Source organism: Glutamicibacter sp. NPDC087673 (assembly GCF_044743255.1).
Classification (GTDB): domain Bacteria; phylum Actinomycetota; class Actinomycetes; order Actinomycetales; family Micrococcaceae; genus Glutamicibacter.
On record NZ_JBIUWB010000006.1, the window covers coordinates 153,355 to 166,063 of the forward strand.

Here is a 12,709-nt window from a genome sequence, read left to right on the forward strand (position 1 = left end):
GTCCAAGTTGTCCGCGGCATTGCATAAGGTTGGACACATGCGATTGCTTCACACCTCGGACTGGCATTTGGGACGGACCTTCCACGGGGCCTCCCTGATCGAAGCGCAGCGCGCAGTGCTGCAGGAAATCATCGATATCACGATTAATCAGCAGGTTGATGCGGTGCTGATTTCCGGTGACATCTACGACCGCGCGCTGCCGCATGTGGATGCCGTCCAGTTGTGCAACTGGGTGCTGCGCGAGCTGCGCGCCACCGGGGCCGCCGTCGTGGTCACCAGCGGCAACCACGACTCGGCCTCCCGTCTGGGCTTCGGCGCAGAGCTCCTGGACAGCGCCGGGGTGCACATCATCGCCGACCTCCAGCGCATGCTGCTGCCGGTTATCCACGATGCCGGCGATCACCGGGTGGCCATCTACGGCATCCCGTACCTGGAACCGCGCATGGTGATGGAACGCCTGGGCGTGGAAAAGGCCAGCCACGAAGCGGTGGTCCGTGCGGCCATCGCGCAGATCGAAGAAGATCTTGCGCAACTGCGGGCAGGGGAAAAACCGGTAGTTTCCATCGCGATGGCCCACCTGTTCGCCGCCGGCGGCTACGGCAGCGACTCCGAACGCGAGCTGAGCACCGGCAACCTCGACGTGGTTCCGGCAGAGCTTTTCGAGCGCTTCGACTACTCGGCGCTGGGGCACCTGCATGGACGGCAGAAGGTCAAGGAGCACGTGCGCTATTCGGGCTCTCCGCTGGCATACTCCTTCTCCGAGGCAACGCAGCGCAAGGGCGTCTGGCTGATCGACACCAACGCCCGGGGCATAGAGTCCGTGCAGGAAATCCTGCTTCCGGTGCCGAAGAAATTGGCCATCCTCAAGGGCAAGCTCGCTGAGCTCCTGGCGGATCCGGAACTGGAATCCGCCGCCAATGCATGGTGCCAGGTCACGCTGACCGATAGCGAACGCCCCGCCGACGCGATGGCAACGATTCGAACCCGTTTCCCCGACACCGTGGTGCTGAATTTCGCCCCCGATCACGCCGGCGGGGATGCCAAGCCGGCGAGCTATGCCGAGCGCATGGCCAAGGCCGCCAGCACCGAACAAGTGGTGGGGGACTTCATGGAACATGTCCGCGAACGCGCGGCCGATGAACTGGAACGGGAAGTCATCGGCGCCGTCATCCAAGCCACCCGAGAGACACAGGCCAGCCAGTGAGAATCCACAAACTCCAGATCCAGGCGTTCGGGCCCTTCGCAGGCACCGAAGAGATCGACTTCGATGAATTGGCCGAAGGCGGGCTGTTTCTGCTTGATGGCCCCACCGGTGCCGGCAAGTCCAGCATCCTGGATGCGATCTGCTACGCCCTGTACGGTGCGTTGCCCGGAAGCCGCGCCGGCAGCCGGCAGATCCGTTCGGACCATGCCCCGGCCGGTTTGGCTCCGGAAGTGGTCTGCGAGCTGACCATCGGCGACCGGCGCTTCGAGGTCACCCGTTCGCCGGCCTGGATGCGCCCGTCCAAGCGCGGCAAGAACAAGACCACCGAGCAGAAGGCCGCCAGCTTCCTGCGCGAGTTCACCGGTTCGGGCTGGAAGGAACTGTCCACCCGCAACGACGAGGTGGGCCACGTCCTGGGCAGCCTGCTGGGTCTGGACCGCGAGCAGTTCACCAAGGTAGTCATGCTGCCGCAGGGCGGCTTTGCGGACTTCCTGCGGGCCAAGGCCAAGGACCGCGAAGATCTCCTGGCGAATCTCTTCGATACCAGCGGCTATGCGCGGATCGAGGATGAATTCGCCGCCCGGCTGGCCGAAGAGCGCAAGAAAACCGAGAGCCTGGAAGCACGCCTGAGCGCCAGCGAAGAGGCCATCCATTCCGCTGCCCGGGCGTTCCTCGCCGGCCGCGAAGCCAGCGATGAGCCCGCCGAGGCCGACGGCGAAGCGAACGCCGACGCCGATGGCGCTGGACAGGCCGCGGCGGTGGACCTGAGCAGTGCCGAGCAGTTCGCCGGCTATCACCGCCGGATCGCGGCGGTTCACCGGGACTCGGCCCTAGAAGCGGCCAAACTGCGCACCGAGATGACCCGCACCCGCGAGCAGGCGCAGGCCCTGGAGGAACGCCGCCGGATCTTCGCGCGCCTGGCCGAGCTGCGCGGCATGCAGGCCGGCTATGCCCAGAACCATGAAGCGGCCGCAGCGGCTGCCGAGCGCTTGGACAGCGATGCCAAGGCAGGCGCGGTGCGTGCCTACCAGGCCCAGCTCCAGGAGGCATCCGTCGCCCAGGAGCAGGCCAAGGCAACCTGGCTGGACAGCAAGCTGTGGCTTGAAACCGAACAGGGGCTGGACCCCAGCGCCGACGCTGCCGGTCTGGAGCAGCTGCGCCTGCCGGCGCAGCAAGCGGCCGAAGAACTAGCGGTGGCCAAGGCGGGCCTGGACGATGAAAAGCGCCGCGGCGTCCTGGCCGGCCAGGCACGCAAGGCCGCCGAACTGGCCGCTGCGCAGGAAGAGACCCGTGCCCAGGCCGAAGCCGAAGTTGCCTTGCTCAAGGCCGAACGTGCTGCGCTGGAAGCCGCGGACCTCGACCAGGTAGCCGCCGGCGGCAAGGTCCAGCAGGCCAAGGAACACGTGAAGGGGCTGGAGACCAGGATCCAGCATGCCACCGAGCGCGACACCCTGGAGAAGCAGGCGCTGTCCGCACGGGAGAAGTCCAGCGCACAAGAGCTGGAGATTGTAGGCGTAGCCAATACCTTGCTTGACCTGCGTACCGAGCAGCTGGCCCAGAGCGCTTTGCGATTGGCTGCCGCGCTGGAAGACGGGCAACCGTGCCTGGTCTGCGGTGCGCAAGAGCATCCCGCCCCGGCCCGGGCGGATGCCGATGCGCCGCTGATCGACGATGAGCAGATCCAAGCGCTGGAAGCCGCGGTGGCTGCGGCAAGAGCTGCCGGGCAACGGGCCGCGCAGGCGCGCGACACCCTGGTGGCCAAGTTCCAGGCCGCGCAGGAAGCCGCTGGCGATGCCCCGGTCGCGGACCTGCGGGCGGAGCTTGCCACGGCGCAGGCCGGACTGGAACGGGAGCAGAAGCAGCAAGGAGAAATCGCTGCCCGCGTGGCAAAGCTGGATGCGGTGCGCCAGCGTACCGAGCAGCAGAACGCGCGCGCATCCCGGGCGGTACTCGAGCACGCCACCGCGAAGCAGCGGGCGCAGTCCCTGCAAACCCAGCTGGCAGAACTCGATGCCAAGCTGGAGCAGCTGCGCCAAGGCCGGGAGAACCTGGCCGAACTTGTGGCGCAGCTGTCCGCCACGTCCCAGGGCTTGGCCAGCGCGGTGCGGCACCTTCGCCGTTTCCTCGAGGCGGACGAGGCGCTGGAGAAGGCCGAGGCCACCTGGAATAGCCAGCGCACGGCCGCCGGTTTCGAGAATCCGGCTGCCTTCGAGGCCGCCTTGCTGGACAGCGCCGAACGCGAGCGCCTGCGCCAGCTGCAGCGTGCCGATGTCGACCTGGCCAGTGCCATTGCCACGCTTGAAGCGTCGCAGGACTGCCGCAAGGCCCAGGAATTATCCGCGCAGGGTGTGGAAGGGCCAAGCGAAGAAGGGATTGCCGAAGCGAAGCTGCTCTCTTCCCTCGCCGAAGAACGCTTCGAAGCGGCGCGGGAACAAGAAGTGCTGGCGCAGACCCAGCTCGTTCGCCACGAGCAAGCAGCCACTGATCTTGAACGCCAGCGGACCGAGGCAGGCCCGGTCATCGAAGCCTACCGCCGGCTGCGCGGATTGGCTGAAGTGATTCGTGGCGGGGGAGAGAACCTCTACAAGATGACGCTGAGCACCTATGTGCTCGCTGCCCGGCTGGAGGAAGTGGCCATCGCCGCAACGCAGCGCCTGGGCATGATGTCCGGCGGCCGCTACTCGCTGCACCATGATGATTCCAAGCAGGGCAATTCGAAGTCCGGGTTGGGGCTGCAGGTGCTCGATTCGTGGACCGGGAAGCGCCGGGAGACCCAGACGCTCTCCGGAGGCGAGACCTTCATGGCCTCGCTGGCCCTGGCACTGGGCCTGGCGGATGTCATTTCGCACCATTCCTGGGCAGTGGACATGCAGACGCTCTTCGTCGATGAAGGCTTCGGTTCGCTGGATGCCGAGACGCTGGAAGAAGTCATGCAGGCGCTGGAAAACTTGCGTGCCGGGGGCCGCACCATCGGCTTGGTCTCCCACGTGGCAGAAATGAAGCAGCGCATCACCAATCGGATTTCGGTCAGCAAGACCCAGCACGGTTCCACCATTGAACGCGATGGCACTGTGATCTTGGCTGGATAGATTGGACTTGCCCCAGGGCAGTAGCTATCTTGAAAGTAGTGCCATCAGGCATGCCTGGGAAATTTTGTGCGTCGGGGGGTGTGGGACGACGCACGCTTCTTCATGGAGTTTTGTTGACTCAGCCTACTTTGTCGAAGGAAAACAGTGAGGAATCCGAGAAGATGTCCGGATACTCCGCGTTAGTCCCTTTGGTGGGAGCACCCTTCCTGCCGCTTACTTTCCTTGCACGCCTCCCACTGGCGATGCTCACCATCGGGTCCATGACCCTGGTAACTGCTACCACCGGCTCATATGCCATGGGCGGCTTGGCCGCGGCCATGGTTGGCCTGGGGTCCGCCATTGGCGGTCCGAGCATCGGCTATCTGGCTGACCGGGTGGGCCAGCGCCCGGTATTGACCACTGTCGCGGTCATCCACACCATCCTGCTGGTTGCCCTGACGCTGTTTGCCGATTCGGGACCGGACATGTCCGCGGCCTTGCTCTCGATCATGTGCCTGGCCGCCGGTGCTACCGGCCCGCAGGTCGGCCCGATGTCCCGCGTCCGCTGGATTGCAATCACCCGCCAGCAGAAGAAGAACCACAAGGTCCTTTCGGCGGCACTGAGCCTGGAGTCCATGTTCGATGAACTGGGCTTCGTCTTCGGCCCGGTTGCCGTGGGCCTGCTGGCCTCCCTGGTGGATCCGGTGCTGCCGCTCTACCTTGCCGCCCTGCTGACCCTGGTGCTGGTGCCGGTGTTCGCCTCGCACCGTACCGGCAATGCGGTGAAGCCGGCGAGAACCGCCGAGCACACTCCCAAGGTCTCGATCAGCGGCGCGCAGGTTGCCGCGATCGGTGCCCTGGTCCTGGGCATGATGGCGCTGGGCACGGTCTTCGGTTCCTCGGCGGCCGGTACCCTGGCCTTTGCCGGGGCGCAGGGCGATTCCAACTCCGGCGGCCTGCTCTATGGCGCCATGGGCTTCTCCAGCGCGATTGCCGCGATCTCCGTGGCCGCTTGGCCGCAGGCCTTCAAGCAGATCAACCGCTGGATCCTGTGCGGCGCAGCACTGACCGTGCTCAGCTTCGGCCTGCACGTGGCCGGCAATGTCCCGCTGATGCTGGTTGCCCTGTTCATCGCAGGATTTGCGGTAGGGCCGGTGATCGTCACGGTCATGACCCTGGGCGGCGAAGTCGCTCCGCCGCAGCGCCTGTCCACCGTGATGACCATGCTCTCTGCCGGCATTGTTGTGGGAACCGCGATCGGAAACGGCTTGGCCGGCGTCTTCGCCGAGACCCTGGGCTACCTCGGCGCCTTCTGGGTCTCCACCGGTGGCGCACTGGTGATCTTCCTGGCCGCTGTGGCGATGAAGATCGTTGTCGCGAAGTCCCCGACGCTGGCCCGCGTCCGCTAGGGCAAGAACTCTGCGCATCTTGCGGCCGGCCAGCAAAGCTGGATAAGAAGCATCCCGTTGCACCTCGCCCAGCAGGCGAAGGGCAACGGGATGCTTCTTTCCCCGCCGGGAATTGCTAGTGCGCGAGCTTTTCGCTGATGCGCGCCGCTGCGTGCTTGAGTTCCTCGATCATGCGCTCGTACCCGCCGACCGTGCTGGCGGCGAAGACGACGGCCAAGGCCGCCGGGGTTTGCCCGGAATGCTGGATCGGAACGGCAATGGACGTCACGCCCTGGATGACTTCATTCTCGCTGGTGGCATAGCCGTCAATCCGGGCCGCGACGGCAGCTTCGCGGTACTCGATGCCCGTGTCCAGGGCATCCCACTCGGCCTTGGCATAGCGCGACTGGATCGCGATGCCGGCTGCTCCCACATCCATGCCGTGCACCGAGCCCGGGCGATGGACGATCGCGCGCTGGGAGTTCAACGGGGAGACCGACTGCAAGGTGGTGCACAGGTCGTGTTCCCAGACGGCTACGAAAGCAGTCATCGACAGCTCGTTGGCCAGCGCGGTGAGTTCCGGGGTGGCGGCCGCCTGCAGGTCGCGCTGGACCGAGCGGGCGAGCACGGCCAAGCCGGAAGCGGAACGGATGTGCCCGGCCTCGTCGCGGTTGAGCAGGTGATGCTGCTCCAGGGTGCGGATGATGCGGTAGGCAATGGAGCGGTGGACTTCCAGTTTCGCGGCGATTTCCGCGATGGAAAGGTTGACCGGGGAATTGGCGACGATTTCAAGGACGCGGATTCCACGCGAAAGCGTCTGGGAGGTAGGCATTGCTCTTCAATCTGGCGTGCGGCGCTGCTGGAACGTCGTCGAGGGCCTTCGTAGTGAATCTGGGGACCAAGCGGTCGGTGATCTATATCCGATTTTAGTCGTTCTCTATTAGAACACCGAATTCCCAGCCCATTGCGGGAGAGGGCGCCTGGCTGGAGCTGGTCACGATTTGGATAGATCTTGTGATCTGCTTCACTGTGGGCGTATGATGGTGTGCGACATAAACCGTCCGAACGGTCGGTAAACAACTCGCAAAAGGCCAACTCATGTCATCGACTGTCACTCGCACCCAGGAGGAGCGCCGGGTTCTTGCCGGCACCCTGGTGGGCACCACCATTGAGTGGTACGACTTCTTCATTTTCGCCCAGCTCACCGCGACCCTGCTGACCCCGTTGTTCCTCGAGCCCCTGGGGCAGTCGAATCCGGGTGTCGCGCAGATCCTTTCTTTCGCAATGATCGGCATCTCCTTCTTCTTCCGTCCCCTGGGCGCAGTGGTTGCCGGCCACCTGGGCGACCGCTACGGACGCAAGCGCATCCTGGTGCTCACCCTGATCCTCATGGGCGTTGCCACCGCGGCGATTGGCCTGCTGCCAACCTACGCGTCCATCGGCGTGGCCGCGCCAATCCTGCTGGTGCTCCTGCGCGTAGTCCAGGGCTTCTCGGCCGGTGGCGAATGGGGCGGTGCAGCCTTGATGGCGGTAGAGCACGCACCGAAGGATCGCCGCGGCTACTTCGGCGCCTACCCGCAGATCGGCGTGCCCATCGGCATGATCCTGGCTACCGGCCTGCTCTACATCCTGCGCGTTGCGATGAGCCCGGAAGAGTTCGCCGCATGGGGCTGGCGCATTCCGTTCCTGCTCTCCATTGCGCTGATCTTCGTGGGCTACATGATCCGCCGTGCGGTTGAGGAATCCCCGGTCTTCAAGCAGCTCGCCCAGCGCAAGGCTTCCGAGCACACCCCGCTGCGCGAGCTGATGACCAGCCATTCCAAGCAGGTCCTGCAGGCCGCGCTGATCTTCATCTCGAACAACGCCGCCGGCTACCTGGTGATCGCGTTCTTCATTTCCTACACCACCAAGGTCCTCGAGATGCCGGTGGCACCGATCCTCCTGGCTACTACCATCGGTTCGGTGGGCTGGCTGATCTTCACCCTGGTCGGCGGCTGGCTCTCGGACAAGATCGGGCGCCGCAATACCTTCGTGATCGGCTACGCGCTGGTGTTCATCTGGATGATCCCGATGTTCCTGATGGTCGACACCGGAAACATCGTGCTGTACACCATTGCGATCTTCGTGCTGACCGTTGGCCTGGGCTTGTCCTACGGCCCGCAGTCGGCGATGTACGCGGAGATGTTCCCGGCGCAGATCCGCTACTCGGGCATCTCCATTGGCTACGCCATTGGCGCCATTCTGGGCGGCGCCTTCGCGGCCACCGTGGCGCAGATCCTGTTGGAGACCACAGGCTCTTCGATCTCGATTGCCATCTACATCATGGTGCTGACCATCATTTCCGTGGCAGCGGTGCTCTGGGTGGGCGAGACCCGTGGACGCAACCTGCACGTGGAAGAAATTGAGGGCGAACAGGCCGACTCGCGCGTGGCGCACTAGTTTCGCGGCAGCATAATGCCCGCGCAGGCAAGGGATCAAGCGATCCTGGCCCGCGCGGGCATTTGCGCGTCTGGCGACCGGTGGTTTGGCGATCAGCAGGCGGATGCAGCGGGCAGTTTGCTGCACGGCCGACGTCCGGCCACCGCCATCCATTGCGCCTAGGCCGCCGGCATGCGGGACCCGACTGCCTGGCCAGGTTACTGGGCGGGGCGGGTGGTGGAGGAACGTACGATCAGCCGATGGCCCAACTCGTGGGCCTGCGCCGGTTCCTGGCCACGGATAGCACGCAGCAGCATGGCGACCGCCAGCTGCCCCTGCTCATGCGGACGCTGCTCGACGGTGGTCAAGCCGAAGAGCTCGGCCAGGTCGTGATTGTCCACGCCGATGACCGACAGGTCATGGGGCAGCTGCAAACCGAGATCGCGGGCGGCCAGGATCGCGCCAATGGCCATTTCATCACTGGCTGCGAACACTGCCGTCGGTCGGGATGCCGGGTTGCCCAGCAGCTGCTTGGCCACCGCGTAGCCCTGGGCCATGGAGAAGTCCGCGCTGGCGAACAGCGACTCATCCAGTTCAAGTCCAGCCTCGGCCAGCGCCCGCTCGTAGCCGGTGCGGCGGTGGGTGGGCACCATGAAATCCACATCGGTTTCCGCGTTGCCGCCGATGAAGCCAATGCGTTCATGGCCCAGGGAGATGAGGTGCCCGGTCGCGAGGGCAGAAATCGCTTCGTCATTCACGTGCAGGGTCGGCACACCGGGAAGCGGTCCTCCCACGCCAACCAGGGGCTTGTCCATGGCCAGCAGCGCCTGGACCTCGTCCCCAGCCAACTCGACGTTGACCGCGATCACCGCATCCACGCGCTGGCGCAGCAGGAAATCGGAGAAGATCTTCTCGCGCTGGGTGCGGTCCTTGGTCAGCTGATAGAGGGTGGTGTCATAGCCCTCGTCCATCAAGCGGCTGGAAATGCCTTCCAGCACGCAGGCGTAGAACCAGTGGTTGATCACCGGAACGAGCACGCCGATGTTGCGGGTGCGTCCCGAGGCCAGCCCGGACGCGGAAGATGAGACCACATAGCCCAGCTCGGTGGCGGCGCGCTGCACAGCCTCCTGCGCGGACGCGGAGACAGAACCCCGGCCAGATAATGCGCGCGAGACGGTGGCAATGGATACGCCAGCGGCTTGTGCGACGTCTTTGATCCCGGCCACTTCTCTTCCTTCCTTCATAGGCACAGCCGTGGCTAGGGGAAATTCCTTCCCCTGGCCACGGCTCCTGCCCAACATTACCCGGTGCGGCTGCAGCCGGTCAGCAGATTGCCGGCTACGGCAACTGGAACCAGAGCGTGGTTTCGCCCGGAATCATTCCCGATTCCGCCGAAATCTCGCTTTGGCTGCGCACCAGTTCGGTGGCGCCCTGCGCACCGGCAGGCAAAGGCTGTGCAGTTGCAGCGTAGTTGGCCACGACCAGCACAGTGCCGTTGGCGAAAGCCAGAACATCATCTCCGGTACCTTCGACCCAATCCAGGGTGCCGGTGCCCAGTGCATGATCCTGGCGCAGCTGCAACAGGCGGCGGTACAGGTTCAGCGTGGAGGACTGGTCATCGACCTGCGCATCGCGGGCGTAGGAGTCCCAGCCTGCCGGCTGCGGCAGCCAGCTTTCACCGGTCGCGCTGAAGCCGAAAGCGGGCTTGCCGCTTTCCCAGGGCAAGGGCACCCGGCAGCCGTCACGCCCGTAGCGCTCGCCATTGGTGCGCAACCAGGTAGGATCCTGGCGCGCCTCATCTGGCAGTTCAACGGCTTCTGGCAGGCCCAGCTCTTCGCCCTGGTAGATGTAGGCGCCACCTGGCAGGGCCAGCATCAACGCGCTGGAAGCACGAGCGCGACGCAATCCCACGGCAGCCTCCGGCAGGTTCGGGGTGTTCAGGCCGATGCCCTCGCCCTGCGGGTTCTCATCGGTCAGCGCCAAGCGGGTCGCATGGCGCACCACGTCATGGTTGGAGAGCACCCAAGTGCTCGGGGCGCCGACCTTGCCGAACTCCTCCAGAGACTGGTCGATGGTTTCGCGGATCTGCTGGGCATCGAAGTCGCAAGAGAGATAAGGGAAGTTGAAAGCCTGGTGCATCTCGTCCTCGCGCACCCACTTGGCCATCAGCGACAGGGGATTGACCCAAGCCTCGGCGCACAGCACGCGCTCGCCGTCGTACTCGTCCATGACCTTGCGCCAGTCGCGGTAGATCTCATGCACGCCATCCTGGCCCCACCACGGAGCCAGTTCGTCGGTGCCGCCCATGGAGGCACCGGATGGGTCCGGGGTGAAGTCCGGCAAGCCCTCGGCCTTGATCAGCCCGTGGGCCACGTCAACGCGGAAGCCGTCGGTGCCCCGGTCCAGCCAGAAGCGCAGGACGTCGCGGAACATCGCGCGCACTTCCTCGTTGTGCCAGTTGAAGTCCGGCTGCGAGGAGTCGAAGATATGCAGGTAGGACTGGCCGGCGCTGCCATCAGGATTCGTGGTTTCGGTCCACATGGGGCCGCCGAAGACTGAATCCCAATTATTCGGGAGCCCGGTTGCCGGGGTGTCCTTGAAGATGAAGCGGTCGCGTTCGGGGGAGCCGGGCGCGGCCTTGAGCGCTTCCTGGAACCACGGGTGCTGGTCCGAGCAGTGGTTCGGAACCAGGTCGATGATGACGCGCAGGCCCAATGCGTGGGCCTTGGCCACCATCGCGTCGTAGTCCTCCAGGGTTCCAAACAGCGGATCCACATCGCAGTAGTCCGATACGTCGTATCCGGCGTCCTTCTGCGGGGAAGTGAAGAATGGCGACAGCCAAATCGCGTCGACCGAAAGCTGAGCGATGCTTTCCAGGCGTTGGGTAATGCCGCGCAGATCGCCCATCCCATCGCCATTGGAATCGGCGAAGGAGCGCGGGTAGATCTGGTAGATCACCGAGGAGCGCCACCACTGCGAGTCTTCGGATTGCACAAGGGAATCAGCTGCTGAACGAATTGAAGTCATGACGGTAACGATAAATGATTCACCAGAGTTTGTAAACGCTTGCAATTATGCTTCAAAGCCTTCGTTCCATGGTGAGGTCAGAATTCGCGCCTCGGCCGATAAAACTGATTTTATCGGCATTGTTGTCAATTTTCATGATCTGTGCCACGCTGTAAACGCTTACAGTCAATGTGTTACTCGCACCACTAAAGACCCGACCGGCAGGCCCAGCGGAAATCGCGGCCGACCCGGTCCCTGATGACACAGTTGTCACGAAAGGACATCCCATGAAGGTGAATAAGCACCCTTGGCTTCTCGGCGGAGCACTGACGGCCATTGCCGCACTCTCGCTCACCGCCTGCGGCGGGTCTGGCTCCAACACGCCAGCAGTTTCCTCCAGCCCCGCAGCGGCGCAATCCTCGCCGGCAGCTGCCTCCGGCGGCAAGCTGACCGTCTGGGTCGACGCCAACCGCGAGCCAGTGCTCAAGGATGCAGCAGCTGACTTCGAGAAGCAGTCCGGGGTCAAGGTGGACCTCGTGATCAAGGACTTCTCCAAGATCCAGGAAGACTTCCTGCGCCAGGTTCCAACCGGCAAGGGCCCGGATATCACCATCGGCGCCCACGACTGGTTGGGCAACCTGGTCAACAACGGCGTAGTCCAGCCAGTTGAGCTGGGCGACAAGGCCGGCGAGTTCCAGGACGTCGCGGTCAACGCCATGAGCTACGAGGGCAACACCTACGGCGTTCCCTACGCCACCGAGAACCTGGCCCTGCTGCGCAATGCGGATCTGGTCAAGGAAGCTCCAAAGAGCTTCGATGACATGATTGCCGCCGGCGAGAAGGCCGGCACCGAATTCCCGTTCCTGGTCCAGGTCTCTGATGTCGGCGATCCATTCCACGCCTACCCGTTCCAGACCTCCTTCGGCGCACCGGTGTTCGGCACCGATGATACGGGCGCTTATGACCCGGCAGATCTGCAGATCGGCAACGAGGGCGGCATCGAATTCGCCAAGTGGCTGGCTGAAGAGGGCGAAGAAGGCAACCTGAAGACCAGCCTCGACGGGGACATTGCCAAGGAGAAGTTCGTCTCCGGCGACTCGCCATTCTTCCTGACCGGTCCATGGAACGTGGAAGCAGTAGAAGAAGCTGAAATCAACCTGGAAATCGACCCGATTCCATCGGCCGGTGGCGAGCAGGCCCAGCCATTCGTCGCCGTGCAGGGTTTCTTCGTTTCCGCGAAGACCGAGAACCTGCTGGCCGCTACCGAATTCCTGACCAACTACATCGGCACCGAAGAAGTCCAGACCGAACTGTACGAGGTAGGCAACCGCCCGCCGGCAAACAAGGCGGCATTCGAAGCGGCCAAGGCCGATGAAACCATCGCTGCCTTCGGCGAGGTCGGCGCCAACGGCGTGCCGATGCCGAACATCCCGGAAATGGCTGCCGTATGGGAGTTCTGGGGCGTAGCCGAGGCCGAGATCATCACCGGCAAGGCTGATCCGGCCAAGCGCTGGAAGCAGATGACCTCGGACATCGAAAAGGCCATCTCGAAGTAGGAACGCCTGCCACCAGGCACAACGATGGGCGCTGGGGCCGGGAGGAACTCCTCCGGGCCCCAGCGCCTG

8 protein-coding genes are annotated in these 12,709 nt (G+C 64.3%); 5 read left to right on the forward strand and 3 right to left on the reverse strand.

The features are described 5' to 3' along the window. Nucleotides 1-37: 37 nt before the first annotated feature. The 3 genes from ACIOTL_RS15025 (at nt 38) to ACIOTL_RS15035 (ending at nt 5,681) form a co-directional block, all read left to right on the forward strand. Complete coding sequence (locus tag ACIOTL_RS15025) at nt 38-1,204, forward strand: exonuclease SbcCD subunit D (protein WP_400343307.1); 1,167 nt, start codon at nt 38-40, stop codon at nt 1,202-1,204. Then, a complete protein-coding gene (locus ACIOTL_RS15030) occupies nt 1,201-4,293 on the forward strand; it encodes an AAA family ATPase (RefSeq protein WP_400343309.1) in 3,093 nt (1,030 codons plus the stop codon). The genes ACIOTL_RS15025 and ACIOTL_RS15030 overlap by 4 nt, the downstream gene beginning before the upstream one ends. 113 nt (nt 4,294-4,406) lie before the next feature. Further along, entirely contained in the window at nt 4,407-5,681 is a 1,275-nt protein-coding gene (locus tag ACIOTL_RS15035) for an MFS transporter (protein WP_105662606.1), read from the forward strand. 115 nt (nt 5,682-5,796) lie between these two features. On the opposite strand, the gene ACIOTL_RS15040 is transcribed toward ACIOTL_RS15035, so the two are convergent. Next, entirely contained in the window at nt 5,797-6,492 is a 696-nt protein-coding gene (locus tag ACIOTL_RS15040; RefSeq protein WP_105658443.1) for an IclR family transcriptional regulator, read from the reverse strand. A gap of 266 nt (nt 6,493-6,758) precedes the next feature. On the opposite strand from ACIOTL_RS15040, the gene ACIOTL_RS15045 reads away from it, so the two are divergent. Next, the gene (locus tag ACIOTL_RS15045) at nt 6,759-8,099 is read left to right on the forward strand and encodes an MFS transporter (protein ID WP_105658444.1); all 1,341 of its coding nucleotides are present in this window, start codon (nt 6,759-6,761) and stop codon (nt 8,097-8,099) included. 197 nt (nt 8,100-8,296) lie between these two features. Here ACIOTL_RS15045 and ACIOTL_RS15050 read toward each other — a convergent pair whose 3' ends face one another. Beyond that, nucleotides 8,297-9,304, reverse strand: coding sequence for a LacI family DNA-binding transcriptional regulator (locus ACIOTL_RS15050; RefSeq protein WP_105658460.1), 1,008 nt, complete (start codon nt 9,302-9,304; stop codon nt 8,297-8,299). Between the two features lie 112 nt (nt 9,305-9,416). After that, the gene (locus ACIOTL_RS15055) at nt 9,417-11,105 is read right to left on the reverse strand and encodes an alpha-amylase family glycosyl hydrolase (RefSeq protein WP_400343312.1); all 1,689 of its coding nucleotides are present in this window, start codon (nt 11,103-11,105) and stop codon (nt 9,417-9,419) included. Nucleotides 11,106-11,371: 266 nt separating this feature from the next. Between ACIOTL_RS15055 and ACIOTL_RS15060 the strand changes: the two genes are divergently transcribed. Continuing rightward, entirely contained in the window at nt 11,372-12,640 is a 1,269-nt protein-coding gene (locus ACIOTL_RS15060) for a maltose ABC transporter substrate-binding protein (protein WP_105658446.1), read from the forward strand. The last annotated feature ends 69 nt before the right edge of the window (nt 12,641-12,709 follow it).